General features: G+C 44.4%; 11 protein-coding genes, 2 tRNA genes and 1 other RNA gene. 10 read left to right on the top strand and 4 right to left on the bottom strand.

The genetic code is table 11. The features are described from left to right. Positions 1-98: 98 nt before the first annotated feature. Both recA and BUA34_RS03265 read right to left on the bottom strand, forming a co-directional pair. Positions 99-1,199: a recombinase RecA gene (recA, locus tag BUA34_RS03270; protein WP_072827322.1), complete on the bottom strand. Its 1,101-nt coding sequence runs from the start codon at positions 1,197-1,199 to the stop codon at positions 99-101. A 42-nt stretch (positions 1,200-1,241) separates the two neighbouring features. Next, complete coding sequence (locus tag BUA34_RS03265; RefSeq protein WP_175545415.1) at positions 1,242-1,775, bottom strand: CinA family protein; 534 nt, start codon at positions 1,773-1,775, stop codon at positions 1,242-1,244. Positions 1,776-1,959: 184 nt separating this feature from the next. On the opposite strand from BUA34_RS03265, the gene BUA34_RS03255 reads away from it, so the two are divergent. Continuing rightward, the gene (locus BUA34_RS03255; protein WP_139255860.1) at positions 1,960-3,063 is read left to right on the top strand and encodes a DUF5683 domain-containing protein; all 1,104 of its coding nucleotides are present in this window, start codon (positions 1,960-1,962) and stop codon (positions 3,061-3,063) included. A gap of 60 nt (positions 3,064-3,123) precedes the next feature. Here the strand turns inward: BUA34_RS03255 and BUA34_RS03250 are convergent, their stop codons facing one another. After that, entirely contained in the window at positions 3,124-3,747 is a 624-nt protein-coding gene (locus BUA34_RS03250; RefSeq protein ID WP_072827319.1) for a histidine phosphatase family protein, read from the bottom strand. Positions 3,748-3,799: 52 nt separating this feature from the next. Continuing rightward, an RNA gene (gene ffs / locus BUA34_RS03245) (signal recognition particle sRNA small type) lies at positions 3,800-3,896 on the bottom strand. Between the two features lie 223 nt (positions 3,897-4,119). Here ffs and BUA34_RS03240 point away from each other — a divergent pair. From BUA34_RS03240 to BUA34_RS03205, 9 genes are all read left to right on the top strand, one after another. After that, positions 4,120-9,996, top strand: a complete 5,877-nt coding sequence (locus BUA34_RS03240; RefSeq protein ID WP_072827318.1) for a cadherin domain-containing protein — start codon at positions 4,120-4,122, stop codon at positions 9,994-9,996. Between the two features lie 363 nt (positions 9,997-10,359). Further along, entirely contained in the window at positions 10,360-19,122 is an 8,763-nt protein-coding gene (locus BUA34_RS03235; protein ID WP_072827317.1) for a cadherin repeat domain-containing protein, read from the top strand. A gap of 89 nt (positions 19,123-19,211) precedes the next feature. Next, positions 19,212-19,538, top strand: a complete 327-nt coding sequence (locus tag BUA34_RS03230) for an SUI1 family translation initiation factor (RefSeq protein ID WP_072827316.1) — start codon at positions 19,212-19,214, stop codon at positions 19,536-19,538. A gap of 89 nt (positions 19,539-19,627) precedes the next feature. After that, positions 19,628-20,980, top strand: coding sequence for a FecR domain-containing protein (locus BUA34_RS03225; RefSeq protein WP_072827315.1), 1,353 nt, complete (start codon positions 19,628-19,630; stop codon positions 20,978-20,980). Continuing rightward, positions 20,977-23,289, top strand: coding sequence for a hypothetical protein (locus tag BUA34_RS03220; protein ID WP_072827314.1), 2,313 nt, complete (start codon positions 20,977-20,979; stop codon positions 23,287-23,289). The genes BUA34_RS03225 and BUA34_RS03220 overlap by 4 nt, the downstream gene beginning before the upstream one ends. Beyond that, positions 23,289-24,116: a deoxyribonuclease IV gene (locus BUA34_RS03215; RefSeq protein WP_072827313.1), complete on the top strand. Its 828-nt coding sequence runs from the start codon at positions 23,289-23,291 to the stop codon at positions 24,114-24,116. The genes BUA34_RS03220 and BUA34_RS03215 overlap by 1 nt, the downstream gene beginning before the upstream one ends. A gap of 109 nt (positions 24,117-24,225) precedes the next feature. Next, a tRNA-Asn gene (locus BUA34_RS03210) sits at positions 24,226-24,298 on the top strand. After that, a complete protein-coding gene (locus BUA34_RS15680) occupies positions 24,290-24,496 on the top strand; it encodes a hypothetical protein (protein ID WP_139255859.1) in 207 nt (68 codons plus the stop codon). The genes BUA34_RS03210 and BUA34_RS15680 overlap by 9 nt, the downstream gene beginning before the upstream one ends. Next, a tRNA-Asn gene (locus BUA34_RS03205) sits at positions 24,487-24,559 on the top strand. Before BUA34_RS15680 ends, BUA34_RS03205 begins: the two co-directional genes overlap by 10 nt. The last annotated feature ends 24 nt before the right edge of the window (positions 24,560-24,583 follow it).

The raw sequence follows: 24,583 nt of genomic DNA, 5'->3' as shown, positions 1-24,583 counted from the left end.
AATACGTAAATTTAGTATAAAAGAAAACCCCAGCGCTTCCAAAATGGCTAAAAAAGGAAGAACCGGGGTTTGTTTTTTTTCAGGAAGAAAATTCGCTACTAAGCTTCTTCTTGCATTGCTTCGCCTTCGCCATCGTCACCGATGTCTACGGAATCGTTTTCGCCAAGCTTGAAGAGTTCCACGTCCTTCATGCTTTCACGAATCTTCTGTTCGATTTCGTTGCAGAGGTCGGTGTTGTCCTTCAAGAACAGACGAGTGTTTTCGCGACCCTGGCCAATGCGTTCGTTGTTATAGCTGAACCAGGAACCGCTCTTCTGGATGATATCCAGTTCGCAGGCGAGGTCGAGGATGGAGGCTTCGCGAGAAATGCCAACACCGTAAAGGATGTCGAATTCGCACTGGGTAAACGGAGCAGCGACCTTGTTCTTCACGATCTTCACGCGGGTGCGGTTCCCGATGACTTCTTCGCCGTTCTTGATGGCGGCGATGCGACGGATGTCGATACGCTGGGTGGCGTAGAACTTGAGTGCATTACCACCGGTAGTCGTTTCCGGGTTGCCGAACATCACGCCAATCTTCATACGGAGCTGGTTGATGAACAACATGCAGGTGTTCGACTTCGAGAGAATGCCGGTGAGCTTGCGGAGCGCCTGAGACATGAGGCGGGCCTGGAGGCCCACGTGGTTGTCGCCCATTTCACCATTGATTTCGGCCTGCGGAACGAGGGCGGCAACAGAGTCAACGACGATGATGTCGATGGCGCCAGAACGTACGAGCGTTTCGGCAATATCAAGAGCTTGCTCGCCGGTATCCGGCTGGGAAACGAGGAGCGATTCGATATCCACGCCGAGCTTGCGGGCATAGACCGCGTCAAAGGCGTGTTCTGCGTCGATGAATGCTGCAACGCCGCCGAGCTTTTGCGCTTCGGCAATGGCATGCAATGCAAGCGTTGTCTTACCGGAAGATTCCGGTCCATAAATTTCGATGATACGTCCGCGGGGGAATCCGCCTACGCCGAGAGCCATGTCCAACTGGATGCAGCCCGTCGGAATGACCGGGATGTCTTCGACCGGTTGCTGTCCGAGAGCCATGATAGAACCTTTACCGTAATTCTTTTCAATCTGGGCAATTGCTGCTTCGACTGCTTTTGCTTTTTCGCTGGAAAGGTTGCTGGTGGGTGTAGTAGTTTTCTTAGCCATTGTAGACTCCGTTTTTATCCTTGTTTTTTGTTAATATACTAATTAGTGAACTTTTGTGCAAGTGCTTTTTTGGCTATTCAGTAAAAAAAGAAGCTTGCTCATTATCTTATACACGCTTTTTTCACGGATTTGTCCACGATTTCCTGCAAAAATTTCGCAAAAGGCTTCATTTTGCAAACTATTGGCGACACACATCCATACTGTACCGACGGGTTTTCCCGGTTCTGCACCGGTTGGCCCCGCAATTCCCGAAGTGGCAACCGCCCATTCGCAATGGAATGTTTTGCGGGCGCCTTCGGCCATGGCTTTTACGGTCTGTTCGCTGACAGCGCCGTATTTCTCAAGAATTTCGTTGCTTACCCCAAGCATTTCGTGCTTGACTTCGTTCTGGTAGGCAACGATTCCACCCTTGAGAATCGCAGAGGAACCAGGCTCGTTGACGATGCTCGATGCGATAAGCCCGCCCGTGCAGGATTCCGCCGTTGCCATCATTTCACCGCGCTTGATCAGTTCTTCCTTGATCTTCATGGCCAGTTCGTGAATTTCGTGTTCGATATTGATTGGTTCGTTCATCATTACACCCATAAGTTAAAAACATTAAGTGTCAAAAACAGACATTTTAATAAAATTTTTAAAAATTGTCATTCCCGGCTCCGACCGGGGATCTCCATCATGTGACGCAAAAATTAAATAAATTCCAGCCTTTGCATCTCTTTGCTCTAGCGTTGCACGTATAAACTTTTTTCTATATTCGCCCTCAATGATAGCGAAAACCTTCATAATGGCGCTTTTGGTGCTTTGTTCGTCTCTTTTTGCAGAGGCGACTGCTCCGGTTGCTGTCTCCGACTCGGTTCAGCGGAGTGCGCCCGATTCTACCCGCAGCCCAGTGGAGGTTGCCGCAGAGGCCGAAGACGAGTTCGACGATGAAGATGTCCCGGAAGCGCCCGCCGATGAAAGTTTCGAAGTCTCCACAACTCCACTATTGAGGGGCAAAACAGGCATCGAAGCTATCGACACGCTTCCTGTGAACGAATGGGATATCCCGACCAAGCGCAATTCGCTTAAATACGCCATGCTTTTTAGCCTGCTTCCTGGTGGCGGTCAATATTATACGGAACATTATGTCCGTGGTGGATTCTTGACAGGAATCGAAGGCTTGCTAATCTACGATGTCTTTTTCAACAGGTCGTACCAGCGCGATAGACTTTTAGATCGTGCTCGTCCCTTCCAAGATTCTGTCCGTTACTTTACGTCGAAGATTATGGAAGGTCCTCGTGATAGTGTCGCTAAATTCCATGCAAAACGCCTTGAGTTCCTTGAACGCGTTCGTGCGCAGAGCGATAAAAAGATGGAACAGGAAGATGTCCGTAAAGCCGAAGTCGCATGGCTTATAGGCGTTCATCTTTACGGAATGTTCGATACGTTCGGCATTTGGTACAACAACAATTATCGAAGTACGGAATATCGCGATATGAAAACGGCGCTTCTTTGGGCAATCTTGCCGGGCGGTGGTCAAATTTTCAATCGTGATTTTGGCAAGGCCGGTCTAGTTTACATGGGTATCCTTGGTGCAATTGCAAGTGTTTCTACGTCCCAGAACATGGTCAATTATTATCTTGATCGTAAACACTTGGTCGAAAAGGAAAATCCGAAGTCTGAGGAATTCGATCGCATTAAGGAACGTGTAACGTACTACCGCAAAAACCGCAATACGTACATTTGGGGTGGCGTGTTAATTTACTTGTACTCTATCGCCGATGCCGCTGTAGATGCGCTTCTAAGCGATTTCGACAGCCCCTTGCACATGGCTCTTCTCCCGAATTTCGAAGGCGGCGCCCAAGCCGTCATGACGCTCGATTTTTAACGTCTCGTTTTCACACATTGTCACCCCGGACTCGGTTCCGGGGTCGCCATACACAATCGTCTACGCTTTTTCCATATTGAGCGTTGGCATTGGTATGCCGTCGTGAATCTTCGTAAACGTTCCGTGGTACTTCCCGTCTTCGTTACGAGTAAATTCAAAACGAGTGACCATGGCGTAAGAGAACATTCCCTCAACAAAGACCTCATCTGGCAGTCCGCAACGGGAATGTTGTAATGCGGCGATTACGCCTGCATGCGTAATGCAAAGGAATTCGCCTTCGTCGGGGAGTGTGTCCAAGAACTTTCCGGCGCGTTCGTCAATGTCGTAAAAGTTCTCGCCTTCAGGGAATCTGAATCCGCGAAGGTTGCTTGTCCAGGCATGCATCTCCGAACGGGGCACCGCAGTCAGCTTTTGCCCTTCCCATGTGCCAAAGTTGAGCTCTATAATAGCCGGTTCCTTTTCGACAGGCAAGCCCAGTAGCTTTGATGCTTTGTCTGCAAACTTGGTGCAGCGGATGAGCGGGCTCGAAAATAAGCGAGTCGGCTTGGCGTCCGCTTCGGTAAGAGCCTTGAGTGCTTTGTCGGATTCGTCATCAAATGTAGGGGAGACGTCGAAGTCCAGTCTTCCGTAGCAAACGTCATTGGGGTTGTAAGGCTTGGTATGTCGAATCGTCCAAAGAATCATGATATTAGTTGGTTATTAAATAAAAAACGCCCTTGGCGGGCGCAATATAAAAAAATCCTAGGCTACCTGAGCACATAAAGATCCGCAAGTCCGTTGCTGCTTTCGCCCTGGCGAGTTGCCCGCAAATAATCATTGCGCAGGGCCTAGGACCCGCAAATATAGAATCAAAGTATTCATTTTGCAAGGGCTTGGCGTTTTATGTGCAACAAATTATCCCATATAATACGTTCCTTTCAAGTCACTTCTCAAAAAGTGGTCAAAATTACCCCATTTTTCGTATTTTCTTCGTAACGAATGTTTTACTGTTAAAAAAATCTTACTATATTCAGTAATAGGTGTTTGAGGTAGTAGACTTTTTTGTTGGGGTCTGTTATGAAAAAAGGAAATATTTTTTTGAGAACAGTTTTGAGTACGGTTGCAGCCGCACTAGGGTTGGCAGTCTCCGCTTCGGCAGAAGAAGAACCGGCAATTGAACGCGATACCGTTTTGTTGGAACCGCTTTATTTTGTAAAGAATGGTTCTGTCATAACGGATGAAAATGAAAACCAGAGCCTTTGGAACGAGCTTATGAAGTATAAGCTCTGGGGAACCGAGTCTGTTATTTTTAACAAAGGCAATTTTAGGATTGCTGATCCTAGCGGCTATACAGGCTCAGCTACGGGTGACATTGTTTTCAATACCAATCATCATACTCTTGGTGGCCCGATTGTTTCTGGTCGAGATCTTGTTTTTGCGATGGGCGATGCGACAAGAGATTCCTTGATTGGAGGTTCGATTTATGCAAGAAACCTTAATCTACCAGGGTGGTATAAAGCTTCTGATGCTCGATATGATGGCAATATCTGCTTTGAAGGCCCGATTATTTTTAACTCGCCAGATAAAGACACTCAAACGGGTGACTATGTCTGGACGCTAAATCGCTTTATCGAAAATGCTCATAATGAAATTAAAGATGACGAAAATAGAAAAGAAGGAAAAGTTTATGCGGATTGGGCTTTAGATCTTCCTAGTAATTATCAAGCTGCTGTAAATCTCGATGGGACTTTTTCAACAACAGATCCAAATAAAAAAAATAATTGTCCTACAGATGTTCCTCGACCAGAAAAGGAGCTTTCCGTTCCTCTAATGCAAACCCCCTCGAATTGGGGGCCCGCTATAGATGTTTCTGCTAATGTAGGGAACATTGTTTTTGTTCATGTCCCGCCCATAACAGAAACTGATTTGAAACAAAGTCCCAAAAAAGTTTGGTATGATCAGTATGTAGAAGATCTTAGAGCAAGTGGATCGACGGGGCTAATTATTTATATCGTGATGCCATCGAATAAGTGGAACGCCAATAAAAAAACAGGGCGCTTGACCCGTATTTTCTCTAGAGATGGCTTTAATGTCATGGGTTCTGCAAATGATTTGAGAATACAGGTTGCTATTGCGAATGAAAATGCTGTTTGGAATTCATCGACTCAAATGTGGGAAAACCTTAATGAGCCTGAATGGGATCCTTCAACTAGTCGTTGGAAAGTATCTGAAGATAAACCCTATTGGGAAAAAGAAACAGGATGGCATAATCTAGATAAACTTAACATAAATCCAGTAGCAGATTCGAATTATGCTGGTAATCTTTTGTTCTATACACCGGTTGATGTTAATTGGGATGCAATGGTTAATATTCATTATCAGGGTACGTTCATGACCGCTGGTAATTTTACCATCGAGGATCATATTAACATTGCAGGGCAGTTGATTGCAGGTAAGACCCTTAAGTTTGAATCTGATGTTAATGGCGAGTTCCACTATGTTCCGTTTAACGCCGCAGAAATCAAGTCCGATATCTTTTCTAGTGATGTGTTCAAGGAAAGCGAGACTGTTTGGTATGACATGAATTTCTACCTAACGGATACCGCACATACAGAGGTGAGTTTCGATTACTGCTTGGCGTTCTTCGGTCTTGATGTCGAAAAGCCTGCAAGCTGGGTTAATGCCGGTCGTGAATTTGCTGAGATTGCAGACCTTGATTTGGATGACAAAACGCATCCAATGCCGCTCTGCTCGAAAGGCGAAAGCGGGCATGTCGTTATTGCCAAGAACACTCGTCATCCGACTGCAGCAACGATGCCCTATATTAAGGTCAAGTTGGATGGTGTTCTCGAATCCGATGAATGGATGTTGTTCAAAATTACGAATATGAACGGCGCTACGATTTCGGGTGGCCGATTCGATGGCGGTATTCCTGTGAAGTTAATCGATGACGATAACAAACCGCCTCACTTTATTGATGTGGACAAGATTAAGCTGACTGTTCCTGAAAATGCAACAAAGGCAAAGGCTGGTACCATCAAGGCTTCTGACGATGAAAACGATAGCTTTACTTTCGAAATCACCGGTGGTAATGCCAAGGATATGTTTGATATTGGGCTTACGTCGGGTGTTGTGACTCTGAAGAGCTCTGTTGATCCGCTTGATTACGAAGAATGGGTGGAATCGAAAACATCATACACTATTAAAGTTGAAGTCTGCGATACTAGGGCTGGCTCGTACAGTGTTCAGCTCTGCTCTCAGGCTACATTTAAGGTGAATGTTGGTGATGAAAATGAAAAGCCTTACTTCACCAATAAAACAGATGTAATCGAAATTGCCGAAAATGCTTCGTTCTCGTCTGATGATGTTCTTTATGATGATACAGACAAGTATAACACGAATGAGTTTATTAATAACGAACTGGCTATCGTCGGTGGTGATAGCGATATATTTGATATTACTACCGGTGGTCAGATTAAGCCGAAAAAAGGCGTTGTCCTTGATTACGAAGTAAAGCAAGAATATGAAATTGTTGTGAGAGTTCGCGATAAAAATAAGGATGGTGATGGCAACTTTGTTTATCCGGATCTCTATGAAGATAAGACATTCAAGGTTGTTGTAACCGATGTTGATGATGGTCCGAAGTTCGATTATGCTGCTTACAATGGAACTATTGACGAAAACTCCGTTGCAACTACGGCTGTTAAAATGGACCACGCTATCAATGCTACAACCACGCAGGTGGGCGCCGTCATTACTTACAGCTTGGTCGATGAAACGAATACGTTTGTAATCGATCCGACTACGGGCGTTATTACGGTGGCTGCTGGTGCCGTTCTTGATTATGAAACAAAGAGCACCTATAGCTTGGACGTTATAGCCTCGGATGAATCCGGTGTTGCAGGCCAGATTGTTCAAACCGATAAGGCTACAGTGACTATCACATTGAAGGATGTGAACGAAAAGCCTGTCTTTGTTGAACCGACCACGACGCTTGCGTTCGATGAACATGTGAAGGGTGCTATCGTTGGTACGCTTACTTTCGATGACCTCGATACGGCTTCGAAGTTCCGCAACAACAAGTTTGAATGCCTTGATTGCGATGACAAGGGCTTTGATCTCGATGAAGATACGGGTCTCCTTAAGACAACTCGCGCATTTGACTACGAAACGGAAGAACATACTTACGAACTCTCCATTGTAATCAAGGACGCTGGTGATAAGAACCTTACCGCAACGGGTACGATTACGGTTACGCTCCGTAACGTGAACGAACCTCCGTTCTTGAAAGAAACTGTATTCACAGTTTTGGAAAGCGATCCTGCTAAAACGGAACTCAAGAATAATCTTGATGGTTTCGATACGGATGGACCTGATATCACATTCAGCTATTACATTATGGATGGCGATAAAGAAGGTCATTCGACGAATGAATTCTACTTGGATCCGCTTACAGGTGTGTTCACCGTTACTTCAACTGCGAAACTCGATTACGAAAAGACAGAGTCTTATTCGTTCAAGGTTCGTATCAAGGATGAACATTGCCCGAATTCGACTACGGAAGAATCGTATGAAGAAAAATGGAAGGGTTGCCACTCTGATACTACGGTAACCATCAAGGTTGTTGATGTGAACGAAGCCCCGTCTATTAACGTAGATACGATTTATGTCAAGGAAAATCAGGAAATCAAGAAACCGTTTGAAACGGTCAAGACCGACAAGGACGATCCGGATGTCAAGAATGCTGATTTCCGCGATAATGTCTACGAAAATATCGACAATAGCGAAATATTCTCCGTGCAGCCAAATGGTGACGTCATTCTTCTCAAGCCGATTGATTACGAAGCTGACTCTATCTACGTGATTAAGGTTCGTGTAACAGACAAGAACGATAAGACGCTCACTTCGACCAAAAATGTTGTTATCAAGGTGAAGGACGTTTACGAAAAGTCCATTGTCGAAATTACGCGCGTTGAAAACAAAGATTCTGTGTATATCAAGCCGGATTCTGTTTTCGTGAATGATAAAATCGTGGATATTGAATGGACTGCAGACAATAAGTTGAAAAACAGCACTGATACGTTGAAGTTGGGCTGCAATACCGTTATCAAGACGTTCAAGGATCCGACCAAGAACGATCCGGGTGTCGATACGGTAGTCATTTGCTATAGCACGGCTGCTCCGATTGTGACCGTGACTGCAAATGGCGAAGATGTTACTGCAGACAACATTTACACTGTCGTTGAAAAGGCTACAAAGAACGATTCCGCCATTTACGTGAACGAAAAGAAGAACAACATCAAGGTGACGGTTAAGGATACTGCAGCCAAGGTAACGAAGTCGTTTAACGTGAATCTGGAACTGGATACGATTTCTGTTTCGTCGAAGGATTTCAAGAATGTTCAGACTCTTGCCGATACCAAGACATCTCGCAAGAGCAATCCGTCTTCGGGAATCACCACGACTCCTGAAAACGGTTCTTACAACAAGAACACCTATACCGAAACAATCAATGGCGTGAACGTGACGGTCTCTTACTACACCGATAGCAAGGGTAACGACGTCAAGCGCACTGTGGTAACCTCCGATGGCAAGACTAAGGAAATCGCCGTTATCGAAATCTCGTACACTGTGAAGATTAACGGCAAGGATGTGGTTATCTCGTACTTCGCGGATGCTTCTTCGGGTGAACGCGTAAATCTCAAGACGGGTCTTACCGATAGCGAATCTGTGCTTTCTGCCGATGGCGATGACGTTGTTGGTTCGTACAAAGTATCTTACACGTACACCGATAAGAACGGCAATACGGTTGATGTTTCGTATTACCTGGATGATAAGGGCAAGATTGCAAAGAATAGCGATGGCAACATCGGTTATAACGTTGGCTATACCTATGTGAACAAATTCGGTAACTCTTCTAAGAAAGAGGTGCTGATTGTGCTCGACCAGAAGGGACCTGTTGTAAAGATTGAGTCTCCGACGGATGGCGAAGTGCTTACGTCTAACTTTGCGGAAGTGATATGGACTGTTGATGGCGTTGAACAGGATACCCTCCGCGTGCAGGGCCTTGATAATGGCGCACAAACGATTATCCGCGTGTTCCGTGACAAGGCTGGCAATGAATCTAGCGATTCCGTGTCTGTGATGGTTAAGGGCGCCAAGAATATTGATATTAGCGTTGAAAAGCCGGTAACGCTTGTGGATCGTGATTCTGTAATAAAGTATTACGAGACGAACAAGAAGACTCCGAAGAAAGACCAGACTTATTCTGTGACATTCTACAACCACAAGAAGAAGGCTGAAACTGAAGCGCTTATAGGAATCAAGGGCAAGGCCAACGAAGGATCCGGTGAAGAACCGTATCCGGGCTTTGAAGGTCACCTCGGACCGACACTCACGGTTGACGCTCGTGTTCCGGTTGCGACTGCAACGGGTGGACTGGCAACGCTGGACGACATTGTGAGTGCTGGAGGCATGGTCGCACTGGAAGGTGTGGATGCCGCTAACGGTAAGAAGATTTCTGTAAGCGAATACGTCGAAAAGTACTGCACGGATGAATTCAAGAAGTCGATGACTTCGGACTATAGCAAGATGAACCTGTATTGGACAACGATCAGGGTGAATATCTGGACCTATTCGAACACAGGCGTGTTCGCAGATCATTACAGCTTTGATTATGACCTTGACGATCCAGACTACGTGAACGAGGCCGGGCTCCTGAAGTTCTTCTTCGAAATGAAACCGGACAAGAATGGTGACGTAAGGACGAAAGAAGGACGTCTTTATGGCACAGGAGCTTACCTCTTCAAGACCGAAGTCAAGATGACGTCTAAACTCCGCTGCACGCTCCCGCCGGTTAGCGAGGACAAGGCAGAAAAGAAGAAGAACGCCATCATCAAGTCTAACGATGAAATGCTTAAGTCGTTCGGCTACAGAAGACCCGTGAATAAATAACGCATTAGTTGTTGATAACTTGATTTTTTATTGTCACCCCGGTCTTAGTACCGGGGTTCTTTTTATGTGAAAATCTCTTATTTCGCGGTCTAAAATTCGCTTTTTGCTTGCCGGGCCAGCCGCCTTTTTTTGGGGTTCTTGGGCAGGTGATGTGTGTCGACAGAACTATAAACTTTTCTATACAATACATTTGTTACAGAAAACTGCCAAAATGATACTCTTTTTTGTAATATTTCAAAAAATTAATGTTGCATTAATATGGAGCGTTACTATATTTCTAAAGAAAGTATTTGGATGCTTGGGGAAAACTGTGGCAAATTGGATGCATACGATTTGCCGTAGCAAAAGGAGCGTAGATAAAATATGTGGTTTAGCAAGTTAAGTCTTAAGGCTGCAGCCCTGGTTTTGACAGGTGTGGTTTCGTCGATGGCACAATCTGGTGTCGCTCCATTGACGTTTGGGGATCCTAAAACCGATGTTAACAACTGGAATTACCTGACCCAGTATAAGCTTTGGGGTACTAATGGTATTGAACTAGGTAACAGACCTGGTTTTTACGATCCAAAGTATTTCGATAAATCTACAATGAGTTATCCTGCAGACATCGATTTGTTGACGCTTGGTGCTGTAGGTACAGTGAAGAATCTCTCTTCAGTGGGTGATGGCGGATGGCTTGATGGCCCTATTGTTGTTGGTGGCAGCATTACCAATAGTGGTCAGAATTTTGAAATTTTGACAGGCCCTGTTCGTGTGGGCGGTTCAAATGGAGCTATAGTCCGTAATGGAGTCCAGACTTGTAGCATGACTGCATCGACTGGTCCATGTGATCCTTCGATTATTCCGGACTATCGCTCGAACATTAAGGTTCCGACTTTGAGTGGCGTTACATGGGGTGGATCTCTCTCTGTAGGTAATAATTCTAACAAAAGAACGCTTCTTGATGTAAGTTCTGCATGCTCTGGTGGTACTTGTGACTTGTATTATAGCTCTATTGATTTCCAAAATGATAGTCGTCTCGCTATTTCAATCCCTGAAAAGCAAATTGCACGTATCTTTACTAAGAGCCTGAATTTGAAAACACATCCGGAAATTGTGGTCCGTGATCCTGTCGCTGGCAAGGATCTCGCTCCTTCGGAATATAAAGGCAACTTGGTGATATATGTCGATGGTGACATTACTTTCGAAAATATTGATAACGTTCAAATTATGGGTACCCTGGTTAGTAATGGTACGCTTACTATGAAATGCAATATGATTATTTCTGGTCAATTTATTGCAAATAAAATTGTTATCGGTAATGAAATTGATGCCAAGAACTTTACTTTTACACCCGTTCATCCGACTCCAAAGCTTGTTGTCGATAATAACTCAAAGAAACTAAAGGAAAGCACATCTTGGTACACTCTTGACATCGTTTTGGATGGTGAATCTGAAAAGGAAGTAACCTTTGATTATTGCTTTGAATTCCAATCCGCAACTGGTGTCGAAGGTAAATACGCTGGATATCAGGATGTTGCTGAGGCCGATGCTGATCATGATTTCCCTATATGCGGTAAGAAGGTTGGAAAAGGAAAAATTCCAGCAGGCGAAACAAAGGCTAAAGGAATCTATTTCAAGCCTTTGATTGATGGCCTTGTTGAAAATGATGAAGCTTTGTGGTTCCAGGTTAATAATATTGAAGGCGCTGAATTATCTAGTGATTATGAAAACGGTCTTGGATACAAAATTTACATTGTAAGTAACGATGAATTCCCAACGGTTAAGACTGCCCTTAAATTTGATGTTAATGAAGATGAAAAGCATACATTCACTAAAGCTGAATTCCAGTTCCAGCATGCTACACAAAATTTTGCTTCTGTTATTATAACCAGCCTTCCGAATAAGGGTTCCTTGGTTTTGAATGGTACAAAACTTACTTCTGCTGGTTCGGGTATAACTGTTGCTGTTGCTGACCTTGGCAAGCTTACATATCAGGCTGCTGCCAATGAATTTGGTAATAACTACACCACGTTTAAGTACAAAGTTGTTGGCGATGGCGCTGCTGGTGGTAACACATCTACGGAATACACGGCTACAGTGAATGTTATTCCGGTCAATGACAAGCCGACTGTTGCCGATGCTGCTTTTACCGTGAATGAATTGGATCATGCTGTGGCTGGAGGTCCGATTGTTATTACAGATGTTTCCAATGAAAGAAATGTAGATACATACACCTATAAGTTGGTACCTGATAAGGGTGACTATGCTACATTCAACAACTTGTTTGAAATCAGCAAGTTGAGCAACAACCAGAATGCAACGATCAAGGTCAAGAGCGGTGCTGTAATTAATTACAGTCAAAAGAATAAGTATGTTGTTTATGCAACAGTTACGGATGATGCCGCTACAGAAACAAAGGCTGTGAACGGTCCGCTGACTTCTGCACAATTTAAGATTACGGTTACGATTAAGAACGAAAATGATCCTCCGACTATCGGAAATCAAACATTCACGAAACCTGAAAAGCAGTCTAACGGAAAAATTTGGCCGGCAGGTACGAGCGTTGGTAAGGTCACCACGGCAAGTGATCCTGACGGTGATCCGTTGACCTATAGCATCATCACTACGGGTGTTCCGTTTAAGTTTAACAACGGCTCTAACGAACTTGTTATTACGGATGGTAGCGTCCTTGATTACGAAACTACGCCGACCTATACATTGAAGGTCCTGGTTTCTGATGGCGAACTTACAGCTACGGCTACTATTACCGTGAAAATTACAGATGTCAATGAAGGCCCTGAAAATCTGGTTCTGGTAAATGAATATTCTGTCGATGAAAATACGGCAACAGGAAAAACTGTTGGTACGTTTACGGTCTTTGACCCTGATGCTGGTGATGCATTGACTTATACTTTGACGGGTGCTTTGACTGGTGCCGTTGATGCTACGACTGCTACAAAGAACTTGTCTGCTATCTTTGTGCTTAAGGAAGCTAAAAATGCCAATGGTACAAGAACGGTGAATATCAATGTAAAGGATGGCGCTTTGCTTGATTACGAAAAGCTCTTCATTAAGAACAAGGGCAATGCAACGTATCAGGCTACGGTTACTGTCAAGGATGCTGCAGGTCTCTCTGTTTCCAAGACGACGAATATCGCCGTTAAGGATGTCAATGAAAAGGTTTCTGCAAAGGGTGGAACGTTCTACTTGAATGAACATTCTCCGATTGGAAGCCCTGTTTGTGCTGTTCAATATAAGGATGATGAAAATAATCCGTTGGATTGCAGTAAAGTGGCTCGTGTAGAAGGCTCGGATCTTGATATCTATGCCGATGACGACGTCTATTCCAATAATGATTCCTTTAACAATTTGACTTATCAGATTATTCCGGGCAAAAACACAGGAACTGATTATAAGAAGTTTACCGTAAACAAAAATACGGGAGCCTTGTCCACTAACGATGAATTTGACTATGAATCTGGCTCGCATCAGTATACGTTTGTGGTGACGGTTTCTGATGGTACGTTTACTGCAGATGCTGAAGTTATTGTGAATATCGATAATATTGAAGAACCGAAGCTCTCGACAGAATACGAAGGCGATGTTACTGTTGAAGAAAATACCGGTGAAGGCGAAACAGTTGTAGACTTTGTGGAAATTCTTGAAAAGATAAAGGCTGAAAACGATGAAATCAGAGAAAAACTCGAAAAAATTGTTGGAAAGGTTAGCTTCAAGATAGACCAGGAAGCTTCAGCTAATGCGAACGGTATTTTTGCTATCACTACGACTGCTGGCAAAGCTATTGTTAAGGTAAAGGACCCGACAAAACTGGATTTCGAAGCCCTTTATTCGAAGGATAAAACAAAGGATAAAACGACATATAAAGTTGTTGTTGTTGCTTCTGGTGAAGATGCTAATGGTTTCGATGTAGAAGCCTTGATTACCATGGGAATTACCGTCACTGACGTTAATGAAAAACCGGAAATTACGACTGCCGCCCCGCTTACTGTACCTGAATCGTTCACAATTGATGATGGCGAATTTGGTAAAGTGACTGCAACGGACCAGGATAATGCTTATGGTTCTGTGCATCCTGCAGGCTTCAACAAGTTGACTTATAAGGTTGACGAAGTTCTTGAAGTCAATGGTAGTACGGACTTCCCGTTTGAACTCAATCCCAATACGGGCGTATTTACGGTTGCTGACGGTCAAAAGCTTGACTATACCAAGCAGAAGCAATATAAGTGCATTGTGAAGGTTGTTGACAATCCGAAGCTCTTTGATGATGAAGGAAAACTGATTTATCCGGCTCTGTCTGCAACAAAGACTATTGTTATTAATGTTACGGATGTCAATAGACCTTCCGAATTCAAGGTGCTGACGAACCCGTACGAAGTTGAAGAAAATGTAGATAAGGGTACTGCATTGCAAGGCAAGCAGATTGTCGTCTATGACGAAGATGATATTGACCTTGATGAATTGCAGATTACCATAACGGATAACAATGCTACTGCAACTCGTGATGCAGCAAAGCTTTTCGAAGTTGTCCAGGTGGGTAAAACTGACCAAACAACTCATTTGAGTACGTTTGTTATCAAGACAAAGGCTGGTATCAATTACGAAGACCTTTACGATAAAACAGCATCTGAGGCTGCGTTTGATATCACTTTGACTATTGTTGATACTGAAGTAAGAACGAAGTATCCTGAGCAAGATACTAGAATTCAGATTATTGACGTGAACGAGGAACCTGCGTTTACAAAGCCTGCTTATGATTTCGAGGTTGCAGAAAATGTTGCCAAGGAAGCTATCGTGGGTACTGCAGAAGCTACTGACCCGGATATTTATAACGCTAGGTTTGGAACGCTTTACTTCTCGCTCGAAGGTGACGAAGCCGCTCCGTTCGATATCAACGGTAGCACTGGTGAAATTTCTGTCTCCAAGTCTGCAAAGCTTGATTACGAACTCAAGAATATTTATGAATTCTATGCCGTTGTGACGGATAAGAAGTTCAAAAAGAAAGTTCCTGTTACGGTTAAAGTTACGAATGTTAAAGAAACTCCAGAATTCCCGGATGTTCCTGAATTGGCTGTCGATGAAAACTCTGCTACAGGAACTAAGGTTGATGTTGTAACAGCCAATGATGACGATTGCAAGAATAGCAATACGTGCAAAAAGCCGACTTATTCGCTTGAGGCTACCGACGTTGCTGCCGATGATTACAAGTCGTTCTCTATCGACAAAACGACGGGAACCATCAAGGTGAATGGTGACTTGAACTATGAAAAGAAGGACGAATATTCTGTTCGCGTTGTTGCAACAGATGGTGATGATCCGACACTTACTTCTTATGTCGATGTCACGATTAAGATTAATGACGTGAACGATAAGCCGACCTACGCAGAAAGTGAATATGTATTCGAAGTCCATGAAAACGCTCCGATTGGCGAATTCATTGGCTCTGTTGTTGCCGATGATGAAGATACATGGAGCAAACTCACGTATGCGATTGTGGATTATGTTGAAGACTCTAAGGATGCAGCCGCCTTTAAGATTGATGATGGTAAGATTTACTTGAATACAAGTTCTTTGAACTTCGAAAAGAAGAAACAGTACCAGATCGTGGCCAAGGCTACGGATAATGGTAAATCTTATGGTGCTTCAATCGGAAGAACGGACTTTGTAAATTACACGGCAACGACGCTCGTGACCATCAACTTGATTGATGATCCGGATGGTCCGGAAATTGTCGATGATGGTAAGAAGAGCTATGATGTTGAAGAAAATACTGTCGATAATAATACTCCGAACGGTAAGGAAATCAAGTGCTACTTGGTCAAGGATGAAGATAAGGGCCAGCTTGCAACTCTCGTCGCTTACGTGACGGATGTTGGCAATACGGATGCCGATCGCATCTTTGATGCCAAGATGAAGAGCGACAGCCTCTGCCTTATTGTGAAGGATGCTTCTAAGCTCAATTACGAAACCAATAAGCATGTCCACAAGATCACTGTCGAAGTGATGGATACTGATAATCTTACCGCTAAGGTGGAAAAGACCATCAATATTATTGACGTGAACGAAATGCCGATGATTTCGGGTAACAAGGTCTTCTCGCTCTATGAAAATAAGGGTGAGGGGTATGTCGTTGGCAAACTTTATCCGGATGATATCGATACTTCTAAGGCCTTTATCGATAACGTGTTCAGCGCTGTCGGTGGCGATACCGATTTGTTCACGATTACCGAAGATGGCAAGATCAAGGCTAAGCGTGACTTTGACTACGAAAAGGAAACGATTCGTACGTTCGAATTGGATGTCGCTTTGTCTGATAGAAATAAGACGAAGTATCCGAAGCTTACCACTAAGACTACGATTACGATTAACTTGAAGGATGAACCGGAAGTTCCTGAAATCACAACCAAGGAATTTAGCGTCTATGAAAATTCTCCTGCAGATTCTTTGATTGGTGTCATTAAGGCTACCGACCCGGATGGTGATTCTGAATTCCTCTTCTCGCTTACCGAAGAAAGCCCGTATGTGACTGTGAAGCCGAATGGCGAAATTCACGTCAAGGAAGGTGCTAATATTGACTACGAAAAGATGCAGAAGTTCACCATCAAGGTGACTGTCAAGGATGTTGACGGTCTTGAATTTAGCGATGACATCGTTATCAAGGTCATTGACGTGAACGAACCGCCGAAGATTACTCCGCAGGAATTCACATTCCCGGAAGATTCTAAGCCTGGTACCAAGAAGGGACCGATCGAAGCCAAGGATCCGGATACAAAGAATCCGAAGTTCAACGATTTGAAGTTCTATCCTGTTGACGAAAATGAAAAGTTCGAAATCAAGACGAATGGCGACGTTGTCTTGAAGGGCGATCTCGATTACGAATCCGAAAAGAGCTATGTCATCAAGGTCTATGTGACGGATGGCGAATTCAAGGATACGACTGATATTACCATCAAGGTTGGTAATGTCGTCGAAAAGTCTGTTGTCGAGATTACTCGCGTCGAAGCCGGTGACTCCGTCTATATCAAGCCGCCGAAGGACAAGCCGATTTACACGAATCAGCCTGTTATTACGGTGGAATGGACTCAGGATGGCAAGACCAAGTCTAGCCTCGATTCCTTGAAGGAAGGTTGCCAGTACATCATCAAGAAGTATAAGGCTCCGGATAAGGACGTCGAAGGTGCCGATACTATCGAAGTGTGCTACAGCACAGCCGCTCCGATTGTTGATATCGATGCTGATAAGATCAAGGTGATTGCCGAAAACATCTATACGATTGTTGAAAACGTAGACAAGAAGGACTCTTCTGTTTATGTGAACAACAAGACTAAGGATGTCGAAGTCTCTGTTATTGACACCGCTTATAAAGATGCTGGCTCTAAGTACAAAGACAAGTTCAAGGTGACTGTTGTCTTGGATACTGTGGCTGTGTCTGATAAGACCGTGAAGGAAATGGTGGAAATCTCCAAGTCCGAGATTACGCTTGAAAAGAATCCGAAGTCCGATGTCAAGACGAAGCCGATTGGCGACAAGACCAAGGTCTCTTACAATAAGGTTATTAACGGAGACTCTGTGACGGTTTCTTACTACACCGATGACAAGGGTGAAATCATCAAGACGACTGTTATTGACGAAAACGGCGAAAAGAAGAATATCGACGTGATTGAAGTCTCTAAGGTCGTGGATGTGAAGGGTCAGTCTGTGACGGTTTCTTACAAGGCCGATGCCGAAACGGGCAAGATCTTGTACGGTGACTCCGAAGGTAACTTGCTGGTCAATATCCCGAAGAGCTCTTCTAGCAGCAGCGACAAGGATGAAGACGCTGTTGATTTGAAGACTGGCGTGGGCGCCTTTACGGTGACTTACGATGCTAAGGGTAAAGATGGCAACAAGACTACGGTCTCTTACGCTATTGATGAAAAGGGTAAGATTCCTTCTAACGAAGAAGGTGACAGGGGTTACCTCGTGACTTACACCTACACCAACAAGTATGGCAACTCTGCCGACAAGTCGGTGTTCATGGTGCTCGACAAGCGTGCTCCGATTGTGAAGATTTTGACTCCGGCTGATGGTGATGTGGTCTATGCAAACTATGTTGATGTGGACTGGTGCATTGCTGTCGATGGTGACGAAAAGAACTGCGTAAAGCAGGATACTTTGAAGTTCCAGAGCCTCAACAAGGGCGTGAACCGCATCAAGCGTATCTATCGTGACAAGGCTGGTAACGAAACTATCGCTGAAATTCAGGTGATGATGAAGAAGGCGAAGGATGTCAATATCAACCTCGAAGAACCGATGGTTATCGTTTCGATAGACTCTGTGAGAAAGTATTACGATAACAATCCGCCTGAAGAAAATCAGAAGTATGCAGTATCTATCTTGAACCCGACGACTCAGACCGAAAAGGAAGTTATCAAGGGCTTTAAGAAAGACACTAAGAAGGGCTCTGGCGAAGAACCTTATCCGGGTTACGAAGGTCATATTGGCCCGACGGTTACGGTTGACATGAAGGTGCCTCTCGTAAGCGCTGTGGGTGGCCTTGCTACGTTGGACGATATTATCATCAACGGCAACATGATTCCGTTGGATGGTGTCGATGCTGACAATAGTGAAAAGGCTACTGTGGAAGAATACGTTGAAAAGTATTGCTCTGCCGAATTCAAGAAAGATTTGGGTAAGGACTACAGCAAGGCTTTGCTCTACTCCACAACGGCTCGCGTGACTCTCTGGTTCTACACGACTGGCGGTCAGTTCGTTGACAAGTATCGCTTCGACTACGATATCGAAGATCCGGAAATGGTCGACAAGGCTGGTCTCGTGAAGTTCTTCTTCGAAATGAAGCCGGATATCAACGGTGAATTGAGAGATAAGAACGGTCGTCTCTATGGTACGGGTCCGTACATCGTTAAGACCAAGGTCGATATCCGTTCTACACAGCGTTGCGTTGTGCCGCCGGTAGACAAGTCCAAGGTTGGCGATGTGCTGAAGTCTAGCGACGAAATGCTCAAGCGCTTCGGTTACAGACGCCCGGTGTTACGCGGCAACGAAAAGTCTTCTGAATCTTCTAAGAAGGAAGATAAGAAAGAAGACAAGAAGGACGACAAAAAGAAGTCCAACGAAAAGAAAAAGTAACGCTTAGCTTTAAGTGAGAAAATCCCGAGCACCGCTCGGGATTTTTTCGTATGAGAAATTTCTATTTTTGAACGAAAAAGAGGATTCTTATGGGTATCGAAGAACGTTCTACATTGGTGTTTGCTAGTGGTGTTGGCCGAATCAAAGAAGAAAAGCCTAAGGCTTCTCGTCCGCAGGGTGATGGCGTTGTCCGCATTATGTTAAAGCGCCTTGGTGGCGGAAAAATGGCTAGCGTAGTCTCTGGTATTCCGATGAACGAAGACGAACTCAAGGAATTGGCTCGTGCTTTAAAGCAAAAATGCGGTGTGGGCGGTTCCGTCAAGGATTTTAATATTGAAATTCAGGGCGACAAGCGTAATGTGCTCAAGGCTGAACTCGAAAAGAAAGGCTATACCGTCAAGCTTGCTGGCGGGTAATGTGTTTATATTCACGTTCTGAATATTTCTTTCCCAAATCTCGACAAAAAAAAGTAAATTTATCGTAAGAAAATTAGTAGAGAGGTCTTATGTTTAAGCATCTGTCTTTATCATGTCTTTTACTTACGACAATTACTGCCTCAAGTGTTATTGCAGCCCCACAGGTTGGACAAGTTAGTAGCGTTGTCCCGGATGCTTTTAAAAGTGATAAAGGCTGTGCTGATGATGTTGCGTGGAAACCTGCTAAATTCCCGCAAAAATTTAACCAGAAGAACTGCTTTAAAACTAATGATGGTGGTTCTGTCACTTTAACGTTGAAGAGCGATAACAGCACGCTCGTCATTGGTGAAAATTCAATTGTTCTTGTCGACTCGCTTCTCGAAAACGATGGTCAAGGAAATTTTATCATAAAGCCCAAGATTCAAAAAGGGTATATGGGCTTTAATGTCAAATCAAACGAAGGCCATAAGGTAGACTTCTCTACGGGGACGGCTGCGGCTTCGATTCGCGGTACGAAAGGTGTTATTGGTGGCGATGAAAAGTCTTTCTTTGTCGGTCTGAAAGATGGTCATTTGACTGTTTTTGATTCCGTACGAGTTACTGATTCTATTCCTATAGCTAATGGCCAGACGGTTCTTGGCAGAGAAAAGTTCCTCGTTCTCAATTTAAAGTCTTCGGGCGATACAGCTTTTGCAAAAACGTTGGTGACCCTTTTGGCTGATTCTACGCTGTCCTTAGAAGAATTGGAAGCGGCTGTTGTAAAGGCTGATTCTGCTTATCAGGAATCGCTTGCCTCAAGTGCTGCTGCATCTCAGGCTCCGGCAGATGTAGCAAATAAGGAAGATCAAACGACAGCTTTGAAGGTCCCGAAAATCAAGTATTCTTCTTATGATTCCTTGCGTTGTGTGGCTAACGTTTCTGTGTCCGATGTGCAGGGGGATGATGTCCGCTTGTCTTCGTTGATGGATGGAACTCCTATTGCTGAAGTGGGCGTTAAACGTAATATGTCCAAGCGCCTTGATCTGCGTAGCGGTGTCCATGAATATGAATTTGTTGTTGAAAATAGTGCTGGCCGCAATAGCGTTAAAAAGACTCTGGGCTGCTATCCGATGAAGCCTTTCTCGATCAAGCTCTTTGGCAAAAAGTATGAGTCCATCACAATCCCGCCTGAACCTCCGATTGCGAATTTCGATGGAACCATTATGCAAACTGTTCAATTCCAGATTCGTGTGCCTGAGAATGATCCGAGTTTCTTGAACAAGGTTACGGTTCGTCAGAACGGAAAAGTTATTTTGCAGGAACGTCTCTCGCAAATTCAGAACTTGGACTACCAGATTCCTGTGGAACTGAATCGCGATATGAAAAACCGCTTTGATATTGAGGTTATCCATAAGAGTGGTTATGTTGTCAAGACCTCCAAGGTTTACGGGGTTAGTAAATGATTTTTCGAAAACTCGCTTTAGCTTCTGTTTTTGCCATACCAACTTTTGCTCAGACTGCTGCGGATTCGGCTAATTCAACGTCTGAAAATTCATGGACTGTGAACGGTTCTGTGGGTGCAGAATTTGGCTACCATTCTGTTGTGACCGAAAAGAACAAAACAGATGAAGTTTATGACGACGGCATATCCATGATTATGCCGGGAAGCAAGTACAGAAACTATTTCCAGGTTCCTGGATTCTATGGTGCATGGAATGCGTTTGTCCAGATGCAATCGTCTACGGGGAAGAAAATTGAATTCACCATGGACGTTTCGCATGATCAATGGAATCACTTTGACTTGAAATATTTGCAGGCTTTGTACGAAGATCGCTTCCAGAAATTGATTTTGGGCGATTTCAATGTTTCGGGCGGTGAATTGTCTTTGTCTAGTGTCGATGTATTTGGTGCTAGCTACGATATTTATGTGAATCCGAAAAAATCGGAAAAACCTTTGCTTGTGCTGAGTGCTTTTGGTGGTGAATCGGTTGCGCCTAAGTTGCCTGGCGAAAGGGATCCGGACCAGTACAACATGTATATTGGTCTTGATGATGTCGAAGCTCAAAAGATGGTCGTTGGCGGCAAGATTCTTTTGAACGCCACTAAGAACTTTGATGCTTCGTTTGGCTTTATTGGAAGCAAGGATTATTTGGATGATCCGTTCTTACGCGATGGTACTTCTGATAACGTAAATCTTTCAAACCCGATGTTCTCTTCGAAAACGTTCTTTGGCGAAGTCAACGGAAAGGTGCTTGGCGGACGTGGAACGTATAATTTGCAAATCGGTTTCGGTGGGGCTGATACGGTTAATGTCGTTGCCCATCGTGCTGTTAACGCCGTCTTTGAAGAAGCAGGGCTTGATGTATCCCGCTTTGCGCAATTGCGCCGCCTGATGAATAATTCATCGCTTGTAAACCGCATGGACCGCGATGAATTGGAACTGATTTTTGGCGACAATACGGACATGACCGTTGATGAAATGCGTAGTGAATTGACTCGCCTTTTGAAAGTTGCTCAAGACGCTTTGAAAGCTCACCGAGACGAAAAGAGTGACGATCCGACGGAATGGACGGCTCAGAATCTTGCTTTGTCGGGATCTTACAATTGGAAAAACAACTCGACGATGATCGATGCTTATTTCCGCTTTGTGGGTCGCAATTATTATAGTGCGGGTTCTGCGGACTTGTTGCAGAATTCTCGTTTGTTAGGTGCAAAGCTAGACCAGAAGATTAAAGATTTCTGGAAGTTGAACTTTGGGTATGAATTGAATATCGAAAATGCATCTGGTAGTGGTGATGCATACAACGTATTTGGCTTTGCCGAAGGTTCCAAGCTTGGACTTTTGCCGGGCGCTGATGACGATTGGCTTGAAAAGCATGAACAAGATGCTTCGAGAACGCTCTATGACCACAATTTCGATTTGATGAATACGTTTAAGGTTCGCGATTCAATTGATCTTAAAGTCCGTTATGCTTTGAACTACCGCACGCGTAGCACGCCGCAAAGACTTCATGGCAATTTCTTTGGTTCTTCGGGAATCTATTCGGACTCTTGGTTTGAAAAGCAGAAGGGCAAGCCGACTGTAGATGTAAAAACTGCAGACGGTACGATTCAAATTGACTCCGCTCGTTGGGCTAAATATGCCGCCTTGCAGAGCGAAGAATATTTGGCAACGCAGTTCGAGGAACGCTTGCTGAAGCACACGGTTGAACTTGAAGCAACGATTAAGTTCCCTAAGAATGTGTTGAAGATTGGTGGTGTCTGGACTTACCGTACTGATATGTCGAAGTTCAATGAAGATGACTTGCTTGATGGCTTTGATTTTTCTGATGAAACTTACGGTCTTTTGGGCTATTATTTCCATGGCGGCGATTATTTGGATGCTCGTTATCCGATTTCTCTCACGACAACGCTTGATCGTGTGCGTAATACAGTGGCTGTGACTCCGAGATTTAGAGTTTATAATCGCAATGATATGAGTGAATTTGAATGGAATCTCTTGGACAATGCGACTATCCAGTTGAAGCCGAATTTCCTTGATCTTTTGTTGCATGGCAACGTTCGTCAGAACTTTATGAGCCGCAAGGAAGATGGCAAGACGGTTGACGAGATGGAAATGGATTTGGATGTCTCGACAGGTCTGAAATTCCAGTTTACTGAAAAACTCGGCATGGAATGTGCTTTTGGCGCGTTCTTTAACTATCGTCCGGATAATGCTTCTGAAGATTACAGAGATCTTTACGGCATGATTTCGATGAATTACGATTTCTAATGCATATCGGATGTCATTTGTCCTCAACGGGCGGCTTTTTGGCGATGGGGGAGACTGCTCTTTCCATCGGGGCCGACACGTTCCAGTTTTTTACACGTAACCCGCGTGGTGGTGCTGCAAAACCGTTTGATAAGGCGGACGCTGAAGCCTTGAATGCGTTTATGGACGCGCATGGCTTTGCTCCGATTTTGGCTCATGCTCCTTATACGTTGAATGCTTGTGCTGCGGATCCTTCGCTTCGACAGTATGCGCAAGACGTGATGAAGGATGATTTGTTCCGTATGGACCATTTCCCGCATGCGATGTATAATTTTCACCCTGGCAGTCATGTGAAGCAAGGTGTCGAGGTGGGGATAGAGCTCATTTCGCAGCATTTGAACAATATTCTGCACAAGGATTTGAAAACGAAAGTGCTCCTGGAAACGATGGCTGGAAAAGGCTCTGAAGTGGGGCGTACATTCGAAGAACTGCGTGCAATTATAGACCGAGTGGAGCTTAACGAGAAGGTTGGCGTGTGTTTGGATACGTGCCACGTTTTCGATGGTGGCTACGATATCGTGAACCACTTGGATGATGTTCTTGAGAAATTTGACAAGGCTGTTGGACTTGAGCGTTTGTGTGCGATTCATTTGAACGATAGCAAGAATCCGATGGGTAGCCACAAGGATCGCCATGAGGTAATCGGAGGTGGATTCATTGGTTTGGAAGCCCTCGTAAATGTGGTTAATCACCCTTCTCTCAAGAAGTTGCCGTTCTATTTGGAGACGCCGAACGAATTGCCTGGTTATGCTGCAGAAATTGCGCTGATGCGGAGTCGGGAACGCTGACGAAAAAAGTTCAACTTTTTTATGCCTAAGCCTTGACAAAAGAGTGAAAATCATCTATATTTGAGCGCGTCAATGAATCTCTCCAAAAGAAAGTTGAATTGATAAATGATGCTTCATAGCTCAGTTGGTAGAGCCCGCGACTGTTAATCGCGTTGTCCTTGGTTCGAGTCCAAGTGAAGCAGCTGAAAAAGCCTCGGTCTTTGACCGGGGCTTTTTCGTTTTCAGGTTGTCATTCCATCGGGGCGAAGCCGCAATGGAATCCATTATTTTTAAACTTTATTCGTGGCGATGCCTTGACAGATGCTGAGGTTTATCTATATTTGAGCCCGTCAATTGGAATCCTTCAAAAGATTTTTGAATTGATAAATGATGCTTCATAGCTCAGTTGGTAGAGCCCGCGACTGTTAATCGCGTTGTCCTTGGTTCGAGTCCAAGTGAAGCAGCTGAAAAAGCCCCGGTCTTTGACC

It is taken from the genome of Fibrobacter sp. UWB12, from assembly GCF_900142485.1.
Classification (GTDB): Bacteria; Fibrobacterota; Fibrobacteria; order Fibrobacterales; family Fibrobacteraceae; genus Fibrobacter.
Note: the sequence above shows the minus strand (reverse complement) of the source record. Positions and strands in the feature narration are given on the sequence as shown.